The organism is Pseudomonas fluorescens (assembly GCF_000730425.1).
Lineage (GTDB): Bacteria > Pseudomonadota > Gammaproteobacteria > Pseudomonadales > Pseudomonadaceae > Aquipseudomonas > Aquipseudomonas fluorescens_X.
Map to the genome: position 1 here is coordinate 4962501 of NZ_CP008896.1, position 17761 is coordinate 4980261.

The window sequence follows — 17761 nt, forward strand, 5'->3', positions numbered from 1 at the left end:
ATGACCGGCACGTCTACGTGCGAGGGTAGGTGACATAGAAATTCCTTAGTCGGCAGACAGATTATTTTTAGGATCGCCTGACGCAGGCGTTCCGCCGAAACGGTCATCCTTTGTTCAAGGAGAGCACGCAGCTTAAAACAGCCAAACATTGATAAAAATGCACATGTATGTAGGCTGGGTTTTGGATTTTTATATGTTTGGCCGTTCGGCTTGACCCCGAAATACAGCCCAGTGTTGTCTAGCTCGGCCTCAGGCTCCAGGCTGGAAAGTGTCGTGCCAGTGGGAGTCGCTTGATGTCGGTGTGCTTCGTCCAGAACGTCTCCTCACCCAGTTTGCTAAAGGGCGAGTATGTGTTGTCTTAGGCAACGTAATGCTCAGAACGATCGGAGATCAGATTATGACGGACAGGGCTTTGGCGCCGGATCAAGAGCTATGGCGTTCATGGACGCCCGCGGAGTTGGCTGCTCGCCTGAACAAGGGGGGAGATAAGGAGAGATAGCCAGAAACAAGAAAGCCCGCACGAGGCGGGCTTCTTGAGGTGATTCATAGACTGCTGTAGACGTCTATGGATCGGTACTTGGTGGCTACACAGGGACTTGAACCCCGGACCCCAGCATTATGAATGCTATGCTCTAACCAACTGAGCTATGTAGCCAAGTGGCGCGCATTATTCGCGTAGAACGGAAAGGCGTCAAGCGCTTTTTTTGAAAATTTATCTACGCTATCAACTGTTTAAGGAAAAACGCTGGGTAAGGCGACCGGTGGCTGGGGGGTTGCGCCATCCTCGACGTCACTAAAATCTTCTGCAGGCGCTGACGTGCCTGCGATACAGACGCCTCGGCCTGTCTGTATTACCAAGGTGATGCCGTCGCAGGCAAGCCCGCTCCTGCATGGGGTCGCACCGCGCAAAGGTTGGTGCGTAGAACGTCCCTTACATTAATTAAAGGGGTTCATCTTGCCGGTTCTTTACACGGCATGACCGCTGCATCGATTCATCTACTCGTTAGCCTGCTAACGGGATAGCCTTCCTGCCCCAATAAGTGGCACATTGTCACACCTGCACCTGTGCATCCATCTGCTGTACGGAAACGTTCCTCATGGCTCTTACCAATTCCCAGCCTTCAGTGGCTACGACACCGGCCGCCGCGCAATCCAGCCCCTTAGTGATGTCTATCATCGGCGCGGTGGCGCTGGCGCACTTGATCAATGACTTGATCCAGGCGGTGCTGCCGTCGATCTATCCGATGCTCAAGGAAAGTTATGGCCTGACCTTCACCCAGGTCGGCCTGATTACCCTGACGTTCCAGCTCACGGCCTCGTTGCTCCAGCCCTGGGTGGGGTATTACACCGACCGCCATCCCAAGCCGTTCCTGTTGCCTTGTGGGATGATTTGTACGCTGATCGGGATTTTGATGATGTCCCAGGTCGGCAGTTTCCCGCTGATCCTGCTGGCGGCGGCGTTGATCGGTATTGGCTCCTCGACCTTTCACCCGGAGGCGTCCCGCGTGGCACGTCTGGCGTCGGGTGGGCGGTATGGCCTGGCGCAATCGACCTTCCAGGTGGGCGGTAACGCGGGTTCGGCGTTTGGTCCGTTGCTGGCGGCGGCAATCATCATTCCGTTTGGCCAGGGCAATGTGGCCTGGTTCGGTTTGTTCGCGGTGTTCGCCCTGGGGGTGCTGTATGCGATCAGCCGCTGGTACCGCAACCATTTGAACCTGTTCAAGCTCAAGCAGGGCCAGGCCGCTACCCATGGCCTGTCGAAAAACCGCGTGCTGGGTGCACTGGTGGTGCTGGGGCTGTTGGTGTTTTCCAAGTACTTCTACATGGCCAGTTTCACCAGCTACTTCACCTTTTACCTGATCGAGAAGTTCGACCTGTCGGTGGCCAGCTCCCAGTTGCATCTGTTCCTGTTCCTCGGGGCGGTGGCGGCAGGGACGTTCTTTGGCGGGCCGATTGGTGACAAGATCGGCCGTAAGGCTGTGATCTGGTTCTCGATCCTCGGCGTTGCACCGTTCACTCTACTGCTACCCCATGTCGACCTGTTCTGGACCAGCGTGCTCAGTGTGGTGATCGGCTTTATCCTGGCGTCGGCGTTCTCGGCGATTGTGGTGTACGCGCAAGAATTGGTACCGGGCAATGTGGGAATGATCGCCGGTGTGTTCTTTGGCCTGATGTTCGGGTTTGGCGGGATTGGTGCGGCGTTGCTGGGTTACCTGGCGGACATCCACGGCATCGAGTACGTGTACACGCTGTGCTCGTTCCTGCCACTGCTCGGGGTGCTGGCGATTCTGTTGCCGCGTTCGAAAAAAGCTTGAAACCGGGAGGTTGGCCCTATCCCTGGGCGATACCTCTCCTACTGGAACGGGTGAGATTTTGTCGCGCGTTTCAGCTGCTCCCGGGCCCGGGACAGGCGGGAACGGACGGTACCAATCGGGATCGCCAGGGCATCGGCGGTGTCCTGGTAGCTGCCGTCGGTTTCCAGTGAGGCATACAAGGTGTTGCGCATTTCCGGTGGCAGGTGCTGGATGGCGTTGAGTGTGCTTTCCAGCCGGCGACTGATTTCAAACTGGCTCGCCAGATCCTGTTCCTCGTTGTGTCCATGGGACAGCGACTCGTCAAACTCGCAATGCACTGGCTTGGCATACAGCCGGCGAAAGTGATTGCGGATCAAATTCAGCGCGATCCCGCACATCCAGGTGCTCAGTGACGCCTGTGCGCTGAAGTGATGCCGGTTGCGCCATGCCTCCAGGTACGTCAGTTGCAGGATATCGTCCGCATCCTCCGGGTTCAGTACGCGTTTGTGAATGAACCTGCGCAGGCGTTTGTGGTGGTCGTCGGACAGATCTTGGATGGATTGATTTGAGTCACGGGGAAGGTTAACTAAAACACTGATAGGGATATCCATGATTTTTCCTCAGGGTATAAGCAGTCGAAATGGTTTCGACGAGAACCCTGTTAGCACCGCTTGTGCCAAACGGAAAAAATCAATATCTATTTGATAATTAAAGTGAAATATCTTGTTTTAGGTGTTTTTTTTGCAAGGGCTTGCGCAAAGTTGCAAGAGGTTGTGCAGGTATTTTCATCGTTCAGGCGCAGAGGATGAAGATGGAACCGTATTGGGCGTTCCAGCCACACAAGGATACGAATCTCTTGTACTGGCACTCCCATGAAAATCGATCCCAATCTTGATGTGCATAGTTCCCAGAACCTAGGCCAGCCTGCGCCTTCACGGATTGATGGTGGGCAACCGCCTCAGATAAACGTGCCCGTTGCTGACGATCTCAGTGCGCTGTTCGCTCAAGAAGTTGAGCTTAACGGCAAGTCGCTGGGCCGCCGCCAACTGGGCTTGCGCACTCCGCCCGGCGAGCAACTGGCTCAGCTCTATGAGCAGTTGGGTCATCCGGCCGAGGCAAAAATGGCAACCATCGCCCGCAATGTCAGGGTTCAACTCTTGCTTGGTGCTGGCGTCGGCAAGTTGATGGATATCACCGGGAACGACCCGGCGCGGGCCTATGTAGTGCTCAAGTATGTGGTTGGGCAGGCAGACACCGAGGGGCGCACTTCGGAGGCCACCCTGGCACGAAGTTCGCTGGCTGATCTGGAGGCTCTCTACAAGCCGCAGATCCAGGCGGGACTGAACACCGCGATGAGCTTGCAGGCGGGCAGTGATGACCCGCAATTGCGCCAAGCTGTACGCCGCATGTATTACGACAGCGTGGTCATGACCCCGTCACTGGCTACCCTGATGCAGTTGTTGTTGGGGCTGTTCGGTGATAAGGAGTTTGAGTCCGGGTTGAAGCTGATGCGCCGGGCCCTGGCCGATGATATTGCTGCGCAGAGCTCGTCGGTCGACCGGGGGCAGTTACGTGCCTTGATGTTGGGTTTGAATGACAGTAGCCGCTTGAGTAGCGTGTTGGCAGGCTGCAAGGACCTGATCGGGCAACTCGTTTTACTGTATCCAGGGTTGCATCACGATCCTGTGACCCTGTTGCAGCGCTTGCTGGGGTATGCGGCAAGCGGCATTGCACTTCAGGAAATCAGGCTCTTGGCCCGAGACTTGGGCGGAGAAGACCTGGCTCACCAGTTGAGTGCCCTCAGCGCTGCTCTCCCCCAGATCAAAATACTCCCCATGGCATGGTGGTGTGATGCAAGAAGGCGTGAAGAGGCGCTGAGCAGCTTCAAGCAGGTGCTCTATGAGTATGCAACGCTCGAGCGAGGCTCCCGAGATGTGCGCACTTGGCCGGGAATCAAGGCATGAGTGCATTGCGGGCAATCAACAGCGTACTGTTGAAGGTTGCACAACGCGCCGAGGTGCTGGGCGCGGTGGTGGTCATGGCCATTGTGTTTATCTTTATCGTGCCGTTGCCCACCTGGCTGGTGGATATCCTGATTGCTCTGAACATCTGTATCTCGTGCCTGCTGATTGTTTTGGCGTTGTACTTGCCGGGCCCACTGGCCTTTTCCTCGTTCCCGTCGATTCTGCTGCTGACTACGATGTTTCGCCTGGCGTTGTCGATTGCTACCACGCGCCTGATCCTGCTGGAACAGGACGCCGGTGACATCGTCGAGGCGTTCGGCAACTTTGTGGTAGGCGGCAATCTGGCGGTGGGGTTGGTGATCTTCTTGATCCTGACCCTGGTCAACTTCCTGGTCATCACCAAGGGCTCGGAGCGGGTCGCGGAAGTGGCTGCACGCTTCAGCCTGGACGCGATGCCCGGCAAGCAAATGTCCATCGACAGCGACCTGCGTGCCGGCCTGATCGATGGTAACCAGGCCCGGGACAAACGTGAGCAACTGTCGCGCGAAAGCCAATTGTTCGGGGCCATGGACGGAGCGATGAAGTTCGTCAAGGGTGACGCGATTGCAGGGTTGATCATTGTGGTGATCAACTTGCTGGGTGGTTTTGCCACCGGCATGTTCCAGCATGGCATGAGTGCCGCCGACTCCATGGCGCTGTACTCGGTACTGACCATTGGCGATGGCCTGATCGCGCAGATTCCAGCCCTGCTGATCTCGCTGACCGCCGGCATGATCATCACCCGGGTAGCTCCGTCTGGCCGCAACAAAGGCAGCAACAACATGGGCGCCGAAATTGCCCGGCAGATGACCAGCGAGCCCAAGAGCTGGATGATTGCTTCGGTCGGCATGCTCGCTTTCGCGACGTTGCCGGGGATGCCCACGGTGGTATTTATCCTTATCTCGCTGATGACCGGCAGCCTGGGTTATGTCCTGATGCGCCGACGCCAGCGCGAGGAACAGTCGCAGGAACCGGCCACCGATAGTGTGCCCCCCGAGCAGAACGGTGAGGAGGATCTACGTGGCTTTGATCCGTCACGGCCATACCTGTTGCAGTTTCCGCTGGCCCTGCAGGATAGCTCGTTGGTAACGCAAGTCATCCACGGGGTGCGCCAGAGCCGCAACAGCCTGGTCACCCAGATTGGCTTGACGCTACCGCCGTTTGAAGTCGAGTTTGCGCCGGCGTTGTCCGACGATGAGTTTCGCTTCTGCGTGCATGAAGTGCCGATGTTGAAGGCCACGTTGGGGCACTGGGTGGGTGTGGAGTTGGCGGCACTGCCGGCCGAGCATGAAGGCGGGAACAGGGGCCTGGTCGAGCGCGATGAACAGGACTGGGTGTGGTTTACGCCCGACGACCCGCTGCTTGCCGATGAACACTTGGCGCGTTCGACGGCGTTCAATCTGCTCCAGGAACGTATGCAGCGCGCGATGCTGCTCAGCGGCCCACAGTTCCTTGGGATCCAGGAGAGCAAGGCGATTCTCAGCTGGCTTGAGTTCAATCAGCCTGAGTTGGTGCAGGAGCTGCAGCGAATCATGCCTCTTTCGCGGTTTTCATCGGTACTGCAGCGCCTGGCCGGTGAAGGCGTACCGCTGCGGGCCGTGCGGCTGATTGTCGAGGCGCTGATCGAGCACGGCCAGCATGAGCGTGAACCGGAGGCCCTGGCCGACTATGCACGCATTGCCCTCAAGGCGCAGATTCTGCACCAGTACAGCGAAGCCGACGGCCTGCATGCCTGGCTGTTGTCACCCCATACCGAAAACGTGCTGCGCGATGCCCTGCGCCAGACACAGACAGGGGTGTTCTTTTCCCTGGATAACGAAAGCAGTGCGGCGCTGATCAGCCTGCTCAAGCAAGCCTTTACCGTGCGCCCCAAGAGTAAAAGCGTGCTGCTGGTTGCGCAGGATTTACGCAGCCCCTTGCGCACCTTGCTGTTGGAAGAGTTCAACCATGTACCGGTCCTGTCGTTTGCAGAGCTGAGTGCGTCGTCCAAGGTCAAGGTGCTGGGGCGCTTTGATCTCGCCCAGGACAATCTGTTACTTGAGGAGGTGGCATGAGGGCGATATGGGTTCTGGCGCAGACTCCAGAACAGGTCGCTTTCGTTCCAGCAGCCATGAGGCCAGGCGATGTTTGAGCTACGAGTGCTTGATGGTTCGCGCCAGGGAGCGGCGTTGCCGTTGTTTGGCGGGCAATGGAGTATCGGTGCCCATCCGGATGCAGACCTTGCGTTGTATGACGAAGGGATTGCCGAGCGCCATGTGGTGCTGCGGTGTATCGAGCAGTGCTGGTCGGTCCAGGCTCAAGAGGGGTTGGTGCGGGCCAATGACGGTCGGCTTTTGGCGCAAATTGCCGACCTGGCATTGGACGCCCCTTTTTCTATTGGCAACATTCGACTGTGCGTCTCCCTGGCTGACCAGCCTTGGCCGCAAGCCCCGGCTGTGGCACCCAGTGCGTCAGCAGCCAGGCCTGGCACTGAGGCTATACCGGCACTGACGTTGTCGTCGATATCCGGCACGCAGCAGAAGCGCTTGCTCAGCCTGGCGGTGGTGATCGCGGCCATCATCATGGGGGTGGGCCTTGCCACGACGGGAGAGCATGAGGCCCAGGCGTCGTTGATGCCGTTGCCGAGCCAGAAAAGCGAGCTGGGCTCACCCTACGAGGTTCGTCAACAACTGTTGAAAATGCTCAACGAGCGTGAGTTGGGTAATCGGGTCCGCCTGCAGGTAATCAATGGTCAGGTGACGCTCGAAGGGGATGTTGCCCAGGAAGATGTGGGGTTGGTGTCGCGCATGCTCAGTCGATTTGGTGAGCAATTCGAGACTCCCGTGTCAGTGATCAGCCGGGTCAGGGAGCGTAGCGTTGTGCTCCCGTTCAAGATTTTGCAGATTGTCGGCGGGCCTAATGGCCATGTGGTTCTGGATGAAGGCAGCCGGCTGTTTGTCGGGGATGAAGTGGATGGCTTGCGGCTGGTCCTGATTGATAACAGCAAGGTGGTATTCGACGGTGTGCAGCGTTATGAGGTGCGCTGGTGAGTACCGACGTGCAGGCACGCCTGGAGGCCTGGCAGCAGGATCGATCGCAGGCGCTGGTCAATTTTGCGCCGGTCTCGGTGCGTGGGCGTATCCAACGCGTCAACGGCATGTTGCTGCAATGCCGCTTACCCCACGCGTGTATCGGCGATTTGTGCCAGGTTGAAAAAACCACGGGCGACCACATGCTGGCCGAGATCATCGGTTTCGATCAGCAGGACGCGGTGCTCAGTGCCCTGGGCAATCTTGAAGGCGTACGGGTGGGCGCCAGTGTCGAGCAGTTGGGCGTCTCACACCGGGTGCGTGTCGGCGATGAGCTGCTGGGCCAGGTGCTGGACGGCTTTGGGCGCCCGATTACCGGGGAGGGGGCCAGCGCCTTTGTCCAGGCGCACGCCGAGGACACCAGCCTGGTGTTGTGCGAGGCGCCCTTGCCCACCGAACGCCCGCGCATCAACCGTGCCTTGTCCACCGGGGTGCGTTCGATCGATGGCCTGTTGACGCTCGGTGAGGGCCAGCGTGTGGGCCTGTTCGCGGGGGCTGGCTGCGGCAAGACGACCTTGCTCGCCGAGATCGCCCGTAACGTCGACTGCGATGTCATTGTGTTCGGCTTGATTGGTGAGCGGGGCCGCGAATTGCGCGAGTTTCTCGATCACGAATTGGATGAGCAACTGCGGGCCAAGGCGGTGTTGGTGTGTGCTACGTCCGACCGCTCAAGCATGGAGCGAGCGCGGGCCGCTTTCACCGCGACCGCACTGGCCGAAGGCTATCGACGCAAGGGCCAACGGGTCCTGCTGCTCATCGACTCCCTGACTCGTTTTGCCAGGGCCCAGCGTGAAATCGGCCTGGCGGCTGGCGAACCGCTGGGGCGCGGGGGCCTGCCTCCGTCGGTGTACAGCTTGCTGCCGCGCCTGGTGGAACGGGCAGGGCTGACCCGCGAAGGCGTGATCACGGCGATCTATACGGTGCTGATCGAGCAGGACTCCATGAACGACCCGGTGGCCGATGAAGTGCGCTCGCTACTGGATGGTCATATCGTCTTATCCCGCAAGTTGGCCGAGCGCGGCCACTATCCGGCAGTGGATGTGCTGGCCAGCCTTTCGCGGATTCTGAGCAACGTCGCCGAACCTGCGCATATCCAGGCCGGCACGGCACTGCGCCGCCTGCTTTCGGCGTACCAGCAGATCGAGCTGATGCTCAAGCTGGGCGAATACCAGCCCGGCAACGACGCCTTGACCGACCTTGCGGTGGACAGCCGACAGGCGGTGGATGGTTTTTTGCGCCAGGACTTGCGCGAACCCGCGCCGATGACCATGACACTCGACCAACTGATGAGCCTGACAACCCATGTCCCTTACTGAAATCGATACCTTGCGGCGCCTGCGCCGGCATCGGGCAGACCGTGCCGAGCGCGCGTTGAGTGAGGCCAAGCGGCACCAGCAAGCGTTGCTGGGGCAAATCCAGCAGGCGCAGCAAGCGCTTGAGCAGGCCCGCCTGCAGGAAATCCAGAAAACCGCAGAACTGCTGGAGAAGCACCAGGGGCAAGTGCTCTCGTTGTCCCAGCTCAAGGCCTGGGGTACTCAGGAACGCACCTTGTCTGCCGGGACCCGGCGCGAAGAAGGGCAATTGCATGAGCTGCATGGCCGGCGGGAGCAGCAGGTGGTGCAGATCGCCAGTGCGCAGAAACGCGTGAGCCAATGCCTCAAGGAGGTCGAGAAACTTCAGGATTTGTCGGTTTTATTGGCTCAGGAAGGAACGCAGGAAGAAATATGACGCAAGTTTCAGCAAGCAAACCCGAACGCCCGCGCCTGCGTGAGCCTCGGGACGACAGGGAACCGGTGATGGCGTGGGGCATGGCCGGGGAATCGGGGCAGTTGTTTACTCAACTGCTGGGCGATACCGAAGAGGGGGCCGGCTACGCATCATCGACCGCGGGCGCTGCGGTGTCAGCCAATATCTTGATGATTGAAGCCATGACCAGCCAGTTGCTCCCCCACATCCGTGGAGGAGGGCAATGGCCGCTGCAGGCGTTGCTGCATCTGCCGCGCCTGGGACGGATCAGCGCCAGCGTGCGCCGTGAACAAGGCACCTGGAGCATTGAGCTGGCGGCAGAGCAGGAGCATACCGCGCGTTGGCTCGGTGGCGTGCGGCAATCCTGCCAGACAAAACTGTGCGAGGCATTAGGACAGCCCGTCGATTTGCATCTGGTGCACGTGGGCGCTGCATGATCATGCCGGCTTTAGCCATTCCTTCGATCAGAAAAAGCACGGTTGCGGCACGTCTTCGACTGGGGCGCGGGCTGAGTCTGTCGTTCCAGGTGGCAGACCGCCACGGTGAGCTATTACTTGAGCCCGGGCGGGCGCCCAGGGGCTCCGGCCCGATTTATTTCGAAAGCGCACGTGGCCTGCTGGCGTTCAGCGAGCCGGGGCCAATGTTCAGCTTGTTGGGGGCGTGTCCAGTGACGCTGGCCGCCGCCGGCAACGATCCGGACTCCTGGTTTTGGGAACTGTTCCAGCACCATTTGAGCCCGCAGATACGCTCGCTGTTCGGTTACCTGAGGCTGCAGCCCTCCCCAGGAAAACTGACCTTCGGCTGCCGGCTTACGGTGACGCTGGGAACGTCCAGGGTTGTGGGGTACCTGTTACTGGCCCCCGAGAGTTTGTTTGCCCTGTGCGAGGCCGGCCGCTGGAAACCGACAGCCAAGCCGTTGCTGCCTTCATTTCAGTTGGCGATTGCCGTGACATTGGGGCGCCTGCAACTGCCCATCACGCAATTGCGTCGCCTGCGCGAAGGTGACGTGCTGGTGCTGGAGCAGGCCTTTTTTGATGTGCAGGGCACAGGTCAGTTGCGCATAGGCAGGCATCGGTTGCATGGGTGCATTGACGATGAGTCTGGAGCTATGTGCCTGACGCTAATATCTATCGAGGAGATGTCTGTGGACGAGGAATTTTCAACCCAATACTACCCAGGGCATGACGAGGACGATCTTGATGAGCCCGTGGTGGATGTGTTTGGCCACGAGCCTTTCGACGAGCTGAGCATGGTCTTGAACGTGCGCTGTGGCACCCTGAACTTGACACTTGGGGAACTACGCAATCTTGCCCCGGGCGCTGTGTTGAGTATCGCCGGATATGCGCCAGGCATGGCCGGGCTCTATTACGGTGATCGACCGATTGGCTTGGGCCAGTTGGTGGAGGTAGACGGGCGCCTCGGGCTGCAATTGTCTCGCGTGGTGTTTGCCCGATGATACTCCAGGGGCTCGATCCCGTTGTCCTGGCGGTATTTCTCGGCACATTGGCCTTGATGCCCATGCTGTTGATCATTTGTACGGCGTTTCTAAAGATTGTCATTGTGCTGATGATCACGCGCAATGCCATTGGTGTGCAGCAGGTGCCGCCCAGCCTGGCTGTCAACGCTATAGCATTGGCGGCGACGTTGTTCATCATGGCCCCGGTGGGCTATGAAATTGCTCAGAATGTGAAGACCTCGCCGGTGGACCTGAGCAATGTCCAGACATTGCAGGCCACGGGACTGGTGGCCATCGAACCGTTGCGCGCGTTCATGGCACGCAATACCGACCCGGATGTGCTGACCCATTTATATGAAAACAGCGAGCGGCTGTGGCCGCCTGAAATGGCGCAAAACACGCAACGCAACGACTTGATTCTGATGGTTCCGGCTTTTGTCATATCGCAATTGCAGGCGGGCTTCGAGATTGGGTTTCTGATCTATATCCCGTTTATCGTCATCGACCTGATTGTCTCCAACCTGTTGTTGGCGCTTGGTATGCAGATGGTCTCGCCCATGACCATTTCACTTCCCCTGAAGTTGTTGCTGTTTGTCCTGGTTTCCGGTTGGTCCCGGTTACTCGACAGCCTGTTCCTTTCCTATCTTTGAGTGACCTATGGAACCGATCGTACTGTTCAAGCAGGGCCTGCTGCTGGTGGTGGTGTTGTCGGCACCGCCGTTGATCGTCGCGGTGGTCGTCGGTGTGTTGACGTCATTGGTCCAGGCGCTGATGCAGATTCAGGATCAGACATTGCCCTTTGGGATCAAGTTGGTTGCTGTGGGCATCACGTTAATCCTGACGGGCCGCTGGATTGGTATCGAGTTGATTCAACTGATCAACCTGATGTTCGACATGATTGCCCGTTCGGCGCTGCACTGAGGTCGCACAGGTGCTTTTATATCTTGAGTTTCTACCCAGCCTGCTGATCAGCATGGCGCGCATCTACCCTTGCCTGTTCCTGGTGCCTGCATTTTGTTTCCAGCATATCCGTGGCATGCCCCGGCATACGATCGTGATGGTCATCGCATTGATGCCAGCGCCGGGCATTCATGCGGCTCTTATGGACAAGGATTACTCTGCACTGATGCTCAGTGGGCTGGCCCTCAAGGAGGCGGGCCTGGGGTTTTTGCTCGGGGTTCTGCTGTTCATGCCCTTCTGGATGGTTGAGTCGGTAGGCGCGTTGCTCGATAACCAGCGTGGCGCTCTGTCGGGCGGGCAACTCAACCCCTCGCTGGGGCCGGATGCCACCCCGCTCGGGCATCTTTTCAAGCAACTGGCGATCTTTCTGTTGATGGTGACCCTCGGGCTGGGCGCGTTGACCCAGGTAATCTGGGACAGCTATCTGATCTGGCCCCCTACGGCCTGGGTACCGGTGCCGGCCGTCAATGGTTTGAGCGTGTTCCTGAGCCTGCTCGGCGATACCTTTATGCACATGATGCTCTACGCCTCGCCGTTTATCGCGGTGCTGTTGCTGCTGGAGTTCGGCTTTGCCCTGCTGGGGCTGTACAGCCAACAACTGCAAGTATCGACCCTGGCGATGCCGGCCAAGAGCCTGGCAGGCCTGGCCTTTCTAATCCTGTATTTTCCCCTGTTGGAGGATTTGATCGCCGGGCGCATGGGCCTGCTGTCAGACCTCAAGCACTCCCTTGGCCTGATGATTCGGGGCGGGGAAAATGAGTGATTCAGGCGAGAAAAAACACGCGGCGACCCCCAAGAAACTCAAGGACCAACGCAAGAAAGGCCAGGTCGCGCAGAGTCAGGACGTGGCCAAACTGTTGGTGCTCACCGCGATCAGCGAGATCGCCTTGTTCACCGCCGAGACCAGCCTGCAGCGTTTCCAGCAGTTGATGGCGCTGCCGTTTTCGCGCATGGGCCAGCCGTTTGTTCGCGCCCTTGAAGAAGTGCTGATGGACGGCCTGGTGGTGTTTTTCTCGTTCGGCCTATTGATGTGCGGGGTGGCAATTGCGGTGAAGCTGATAAGCAGTTGGATGCAGTTCGGCATACTGTTCGCCCCGGAAAGCCTGAAGCCGGATTTCAACCGCCTCAACCCGCTCAGCCAGCTTAAACAGATGTTTTCCGCCCAGTCGGTGATCAACCTCTTGATGGGGCTGGGCAAGGCGTTGCTGCTCTCGCTGATCCTGTATGTGGTCATCACCCCTTCATTGCAGGTGCTGATCAACCTGGCTACCAGCGACCTGCAGAGCTATATCGTGGCGCTGATTGCCTTGTTCCGTCACTTGCTGCATGCCTGCCTGGGGGTGTTGCTGGTGCTCGCGCTGATCGACCTGGCCATGCAGAAATACTTCTTTGCCAAGCGTATGCGCATGACCCAGGTGGAGGTGGTCAAGGAGTACAAGGACATGGAGGGCGACCCTCACGTCAAGGGCCAGCGCCGCTCCCTGGCCTACCAGCTTGCCCAGGAAGAGCCGAAGGTCAAGCTGCCCAAGCTGGAAGAGTCCGACATGCTGGTGGTCAACCCGACGCACTTTGCCGTGGCGCTGTACTACAGGCCCGGCAAAACGCCGCTGCCGATGCTGGTGGACAAGGGCACGGACGCCCAGGCTCGCCAATTGATTGGCCGGGCCAAGGCTGCCGATGTGCCGGTGATCCAGTGTGTGTGGTTGGCGCGTATGCTGTATGAGCGAAAGCTGGGCGCGCCGATTCCCAGGGAAGCCTTGCAGGCAGTGGCGCTGATCTACCGTACCCTGCGTGAGCTGGATGACGAGGCCAAGCGCCAGACCCTGGAGTTGCCGGAACTTGCGCGCCGCTAGGGTGCGCGGTACACATCCAGTGTTTCGAGCTTGGCCAGCGAGAGCATACGGCCGATGATGTCATCGACTGATTGGTCGTTGGGCGCCAGCGCATGCCAGATCACCAGGCAGCCCTTGGTATCGAGATAGACAAAACATCCATCGAACACCACCGCGTGGGCAAAGCGCCGCTCCAGCACCCGTTCCAGCTGGCCGGCTTGCAGCGCCTCAGGCGCAATCTGCAAGGCCAGGCCAGGCTTCCGGCTCGCATTCAGGCGGCACAGGCCGATGCCCGTGCACAGGGGCTGGTAAGCGACGTTGCCGCTCACCAGGTTGTCCAGAAATACCTGGCGACGCACATCATCGTCGGGTAGTCCCATGGTTGTCATTGCTCCAGAGAGATCGTCTGATAGTCCGCCCTTTCGCCCGATGGGCCGGGTTCGACTCGCATCTGTGGCGGCCACCAAACCACCAGCTTGCCAGCGCTCGATTGCGGTCGCGAGCAGGAGTCGCCTTTGCACGTCGGTGTACAACCCGTCATAAGCAGTACCAGGCTGAGGAGCGTGACGCAGGAGAGTCGCTGTTTCATGGCGTAGTCTTCCGTGTAGGGGTGAGCAGAGAGGGGCGGGACACACCGATATGTTCATCTTTCACCACCGGGCGCATGGCGATAAATACCTCCGCCTCTTCACCCGGCTTGAGCCAGGCCCGTGGCCAGACACTCACGGCCAGGGTCTGGGAGTTACTGCATTCGTTCTCGTCGATGCGCACGTTGCGGTTGAACTGGTTACGCATCACCACCACCGCTACGTTGAACTGCGGGCCGGCGTACCACTGGCTGCGCTCGGTATTGAGCGCCAACAGGTCACGGGTGCTGCACAAGGTGTTCAGTCCCAGCGGTATGGGCGCGGCCTTGAATGTGTTGGGCACTTGCCCGGTCGCCAGGTAGGCGAGCGCACGGGTGATGTCGCTGCGCTTGATCACCGGCTGGTGCTCGGCATAGCGCCTGGCCAAGGGTTTGAGGGCTGCCTGCAGTTCCACCTGGTCTTCCTGGGGCAGGTAGCGTGACGGGTCGGCCTGGTCGCCGATCACGCGTGGGGTCAGGATAAACAGGCGTTCGCGGCGGTTGTTCTTGCGCTCGGTGGCGGAGAACAGCGTCTTGCCCAGCAAGGGGATATCGCCCAGCACTGGCACTGTGTTCCGTCTATCGACGCTTTCGGTGACATGGAACCCGCCGACCACCAGCGAACGTTTTTCCGCCATTACCGCCTGGGTGCTGACCTTGCCTCGGAGTACATCGGGGCCGATGCGTTCGGGGTTGGTTTCGTCGAAGTTACCGTCCTCAATGTCCACCGCCAAGTGGACCTGATGGCTGCCGCGGGAGGTGATAACCCGAGGTACCACCTGGAAACTGGTACCCACGGTGATGGGCAAGATGGTCGCGTTTTCGACGCCTGCGGTCAGGTATTGGGTGCGATTGAAGTCGATCACCGCAGGCTGGTTTTCCAGGGTCAGCACCGATGGATTGGACACCATGGTCGCCAGTCCCTTGGCCTCCAGAGCACGTATATCGGCGTAGAAACGGTCGCGGTTTTCGATCGACAGTTGTGATGAGGTGCCCGGTGCCATATTCACACCCGCGCGAAAGCGGCTGTTCTGAAAACCCCAGTTGACCCCGAACTCGCGCAGCTGCGTGCGCTCGATATCGAGGATGATGGCATCGATCTCCACCAGTTTGCGCGCCACATCAAGCTGGGCAATCAGCTCGCGATACATTGCCTGGCGCTCCGGCAGGTCATAGATCAGCACGGTGTTGTTGCGTACATCCGCTTCGACACGGATCTTGCCTCTTGCCACCGGAGCCCTGGCGGTGAGCGACATGCCTGGATTCATCTGCCCAAGGGAGGCAGGTGCGCCGAGCATCTGGTCCAGCATCGGATTGCCCAGGCGGGGGAGGACCGGGGTGACAGGCGAGGGTTGGGCTGACGAGCCAGGTCGCGGATTCATCGACGAGAGGATGGTGTTGTCCCGAGGCTCCAATAACCCTCGCAACATGCTGGCCACCCCCGGTATGAGCAATTTTTCGCCGCGATAGTCGATCGGGCGATCTGCCGCGTTGGCGAACTTCAGCGGGAAAGTCAGCACACTCTGTTTTTCGTCAGGGGATTTGCGCTGGCTGCTGAACTGTTTGATCTGATCGATATAGCGCTTGGGGCCTGACACCAGCACCACGCCATCGTCGGGTAGCTCGCCCCAGCCGAAACGGCTATCGAGCAGGCCAATGTCGGTCAAGGCCTGCTTCAAGTCAGCGACGGTTTCGGATGAGACCTCCAGGCGTGCGGACTCCTGCTGGTCCAGGGTGCTGATGTACAGCGTATTGTTGTACATGTACCACTGGAAGCGGTGCTCTACTCCCAACCGGTCGAGCATTGACTGCGGAGTATTGGCGCGTATCTTGCCATTGACGTTACCTTCGAGCAGGCCGTCGATCTGCAATTGTGTGCCAAAGGTTTGGGCGAAGTCCTCCAGTACATCGCGTACCGGTTTATGTTCGGCTTCATAGGCATAGGCGGTGTTTTTCCATTCGGCGGGGATCGCGGCGAGCGTGCTATGCAGAGGCATCAGCAACCCGAGCAACACCAGCGGGCATCGCCAATGGGCTCTTGTTCGGGTTTCAGTGGGCGAGACGGTACGCAAGCGAATACGCTTGTGGTTCTTGTTGTTCATGGGGCGTTCTCTGATTAGTGCGGCAGCAGCCGTAGCGAGGTAGGAGTGAACTTCTGCGTTGACCTGGCAAAGCGTGCGACCACCGCACGCCAGGTGTCGCGTTGGTTGAGCAGGGACTCGATACCATCAAGCAATTGTTTTTCACTGTGCCCGGCGTGTAGGCATTGAACCAGCCAGAGTGTGCCGCAGCCTGGTGCCTGGCTGAGCGCGCCGTGGAAGTGATCCAGGCTGGCGCCTCCTGGCCGCATCCAACTGGCCAGGAGTGATTTGTCAGGTCGACTGCGGGTCAGTTGCACACTCAGCAGCAGTATTTGCGCATGGCGTCGCAGGTTGATCTCATCGTCGCCTTCAAACACGATGAGTTGTTCTTGGCTGCTGTTCAGCCATTGAGTAATTAGATCGCTCAATTTACTGGAAACTTTCAAAAGTGGTCTTGAGCATCATGTGGTTGGCGCGACCTTGCTCATGATAGGCCATGTCCGAGAAGAAAATATGTTCTGATAGTTTGTAAAACAGTTCGGCGTCTCCCCCCAGTTCTATTGCGTCTTTGGCACTGGCTTCAAGATCTTTTTGTACTTTGTTGCCTGTGTGTAAAAGTTGGCGTGACAGGTCACTGAAAAAGTTCATAAGTTTTCCTCTTGTGTACGATTGTCGTGGTGTTAATTGGCTACTCAGTTCCTTTGTGTAATGAGTTGTGTGTAACGACATGTTGCTTTCAGAGGCTGGGTCTTAGGGTTGAAAGTGCTTCGAGCATCGAACTCCAACTGATGTAATAGTCGCCTTCGTCTGTTTTAAGTACGAGTGTTTGAGGCTTGAGCGTTTCGTCAGGCAGCAGGCGCCAGGCCGTGGCGCCATGGCGGGCAAGACAGCGTTTTGCTTCTTCAATTTCATGCGGATGGCAAAATAGCGTCGCGTTGACCTCGGGGACCAGGCTTGCCAGCAGTTGTTTGATCATGGCAGCCAGGCGTCTGGAATCCGGCGTGTCGTCAAGCAATAAGCGAATGGCCTGGATGGCGATTGAGGTTGCGTGCTGTTCAAGATCGTCACACATCTGCTGCCGGTCGATTTTCCAGCGGTTCAGTTGAGCATCGGCGCGTTGCCAGAACTCAAGGGAAAGCTTGTGCAAGTGCGCCTCGGATTGCTCTTTAGCCAGGTTCAGTATTTCATTTGCTTGGGCCCGGGCGCGGCTCAGCAACTGGTCGGCCTGGACATAATCGGCAAGGGTTTCCCTTGGGATCAGGGCTTGCGGCGGCCTTTGGGCGTCCGCACACAGGGTGATTTTGCGTCGGGCCAGCATTGTTATGCTCCTTGCTCGTGCGAGCCAGGGGAGGTGGTATCGTGGGTCGTTGCGGTGGCGCGCCAGACAACGGCTTGCCACAGGGTGTTGAGCCGGCTGTTGCTGTGTTCGAGGGATAAGGTGGTTTTTTCCATTTCTATCACCCGCTCACAGGGAAAGCGCAGTCGAAGACGTTGCCACGTAGCGGGGTTCAGCCAGGTACGCAGCAGTTGCAACGGGTCATCTTTGTATAAAAGCATGTCAGGAGGCAGCGCCTTGGAAAGCCCTATGCACCATTGGTGGTGGCTTTTGCTTAGCGGGGCGGCATCTTCGGGGCGACAGGTACTCTGAAGCAGCGCGAGCATCAAGTTGAGTTGTTCCGTTGAGGCAAGCGCCAGT

Annotated in this window: 20 protein-coding genes and 1 tRNA gene; 12 read left to right on the top strand and 9 right to left on the bottom strand. The window is 58.7% G+C overall.

The features are described from left to right. Positions 1 to 578 precede the first annotated feature (578 nt). A tRNA-Met gene (locus tag HZ99_RS22155) sits at positions 579 to 655 on the bottom strand. Positions 656 to 1097: 442 nt separating this feature from the next. On the opposite strand from HZ99_RS22155, the gene HZ99_RS22160 reads away from it, so the two are divergent. Continuing rightward, the gene (locus tag HZ99_RS22160; RefSeq protein WP_038446058.1) at positions 1098 to 2315 is read left to right on the top strand and encodes an MFS transporter; all 1218 of its coding nucleotides are present in this window, start codon (positions 1098 to 1100) and stop codon (positions 2313 to 2315) included. A 38-nt stretch (positions 2316 to 2353) separates the two neighbouring features. Here the strand turns inward: HZ99_RS22160 and HZ99_RS22165 are convergent, their stop codons facing one another. After that, complete coding sequence (locus tag HZ99_RS22165; RefSeq protein WP_038446059.1) at positions 2354 to 2905, bottom strand: RNA polymerase sigma factor; 552 nt, start codon at positions 2903 to 2905, stop codon at positions 2354 to 2356. Positions 2906 to 3166: 261 nt separating this feature from the next. Here HZ99_RS22165 and sctW point away from each other — a divergent pair, with 261 nt between their 5' ends. The 11 genes from sctW (at position 3167) to sctU (ending at position 13380) form a co-directional block, all read left to right on the top strand. Next, positions 3167 to 4258, top strand: coding sequence for a type III secretion system gatekeeper subunit SctW (gene sctW, locus HZ99_RS22170; protein ID WP_038446060.1), 1092 nt, complete (start codon positions 3167 to 3169; stop codon positions 4256 to 4258). Then, entirely contained in the window at positions 4255 to 6351 is a 2097-nt protein-coding gene (sctV, locus tag HZ99_RS22175; protein WP_038446061.1) for a type III secretion system export apparatus subunit SctV, read from the top strand. Before sctW ends, sctV begins: the two co-directional genes overlap by 4 nt. A gap of 69 nt (positions 6352 to 6420) precedes the next feature. Next, positions 6421 to 7326 (top strand): FHA domain-containing protein, encoded by a 906-nt coding sequence (locus tag HZ99_RS22180; RefSeq protein ID WP_038446062.1) that lies wholly within the window; start codon positions 6421 to 6423, stop codon positions 7324 to 7326. Further along, positions 7323 to 8681 (top strand): FliI/YscN family ATPase, encoded by a 1359-nt coding sequence (locus HZ99_RS22185; RefSeq protein WP_038446063.1) that lies wholly within the window; start codon positions 7323 to 7325, stop codon positions 8679 to 8681. The genes HZ99_RS22180 and HZ99_RS22185 overlap by 4 nt, the downstream gene beginning before the upstream one ends. Next, complete coding sequence (gene sctO, locus HZ99_RS22190) at positions 8668 to 9093, top strand: type III secretion system stalk subunit SctO (RefSeq protein WP_038446064.1); 426 nt, start codon at positions 8668 to 8670, stop codon at positions 9091 to 9093. The genes HZ99_RS22185 and sctO overlap by 14 nt, the downstream gene beginning before the upstream one ends. After that, the gene (locus tag HZ99_RS22195; protein WP_038446065.1) at positions 9090 to 9548 is read left to right on the top strand and encodes a type III secretion system HrpP C-terminal domain-containing protein; all 459 of its coding nucleotides are present in this window, start codon (positions 9090 to 9092) and stop codon (positions 9546 to 9548) included. The genes sctO and HZ99_RS22195 overlap by 4 nt, the downstream gene beginning before the upstream one ends. Next, positions 9545 to 10567: a FliM/FliN family flagellar motor switch protein gene (locus HZ99_RS22200; RefSeq protein WP_038446066.1), complete on the top strand. Its 1023-nt coding sequence runs from the start codon at positions 9545 to 9547 to the stop codon at positions 10565 to 10567. Before HZ99_RS22195 ends, HZ99_RS22200 begins: the two co-directional genes overlap by 4 nt. Further along, complete coding sequence (gene sctR / locus HZ99_RS22205) at positions 10564 to 11217, top strand: type III secretion system export apparatus subunit SctR (protein ID WP_038446067.1); 654 nt, start codon at positions 10564 to 10566, stop codon at positions 11215 to 11217. The genes HZ99_RS22200 and sctR overlap by 4 nt, the downstream gene beginning before the upstream one ends. 7 nt (positions 11218 to 11224) lie before the next feature. Continuing rightward, positions 11225 to 11488, top strand: a complete 264-nt coding sequence (sctS, locus tag HZ99_RS22210; RefSeq protein ID WP_038446068.1) for a type III secretion system export apparatus subunit SctS — start codon at positions 11225 to 11227, stop codon at positions 11486 to 11488. 10 nt (positions 11489 to 11498) lie between these two features. Next, complete coding sequence (sctT, locus tag HZ99_RS22215) at positions 11499 to 12290, top strand: type III secretion system export apparatus subunit SctT (RefSeq protein ID WP_038446069.1); 792 nt, start codon at positions 11499 to 11501, stop codon at positions 12288 to 12290. Continuing rightward, entirely contained in the window at positions 12283 to 13380 is a 1098-nt protein-coding gene (sctU, locus tag HZ99_RS22220; RefSeq protein ID WP_038446070.1) for a type III secretion system export apparatus subunit SctU, read from the top strand. The genes sctT and sctU overlap by 8 nt, the downstream gene beginning before the upstream one ends. Here the strand turns inward: sctU and HZ99_RS22225 are convergent. The 7 genes from HZ99_RS22225 to HZ99_RS29310 all read right to left on the bottom strand — a co-directional run bounded on the left by HZ99_RS22225 (position 13377) and on the right by HZ99_RS29310 (position 17622). Next, positions 13377 to 13748: a transcriptional regulator gene (locus tag HZ99_RS22225; protein WP_404942418.1), complete on the bottom strand. Its 372-nt coding sequence runs from the start codon at positions 13746 to 13748 to the stop codon at positions 13377 to 13379. The two genes, sctU and HZ99_RS22225, sit on opposite strands and share 4 nt — an antisense overlap. Continuing rightward, positions 13745 to 13948 (bottom strand): HrpT family type III secretion system protein, encoded by a 204-nt coding sequence (hrpT, locus tag HZ99_RS29305; protein WP_080727741.1) that lies wholly within the window; start codon positions 13946 to 13948, stop codon positions 13745 to 13747. The genes HZ99_RS22225 and hrpT overlap by 4 nt, the downstream gene beginning before the upstream one ends. Continuing rightward, positions 13945 to 16086 carry a type III secretion system outer membrane ring subunit SctC gene (gene sctC, locus HZ99_RS22230; RefSeq protein WP_038446072.1) on the bottom strand — a complete coding sequence of 714 codons (2142 nt, stop codon included), beginning with the start codon at positions 16084 to 16086 and terminating at the stop codon, positions 13945 to 13947. Before sctC ends, hrpT begins: the two co-directional genes overlap by 4 nt. Positions 16087 to 16100: 14 nt before the next feature. Next, on the bottom strand, positions 16101 to 16493 hold the full coding sequence (locus tag HZ99_RS22235) for a hypothetical protein (RefSeq protein WP_038446073.1): 393 nt from the start codon (positions 16491 to 16493) through the stop codon (positions 16101 to 16103). A gap of 1 nt (position 16494) precedes the next feature. Then, positions 16495 to 16713, bottom strand: a complete 219-nt coding sequence (locus HZ99_RS22240) for a hypothetical protein (protein ID WP_038446074.1) — start codon at positions 16711 to 16713, stop codon at positions 16495 to 16497. Positions 16714 to 16801: 88 nt separating this feature from the next. Continuing rightward, complete coding sequence (gene sctL, locus HZ99_RS22245; protein WP_038446075.1) at positions 16802 to 17383, bottom strand: type III secretion system stator protein SctL; 582 nt, start codon at positions 17381 to 17383, stop codon at positions 16802 to 16804. A 2-nt stretch (positions 17384 to 17385) separates the two neighbouring features. Then, positions 17386 to 17622: a hypothetical protein gene (locus tag HZ99_RS29310; protein WP_235205540.1), complete on the bottom strand. Its 237-nt coding sequence runs from the start codon at positions 17620 to 17622 to the stop codon at positions 17386 to 17388. Positions 17623 to 17761: the final 139 nt, after the last annotated feature.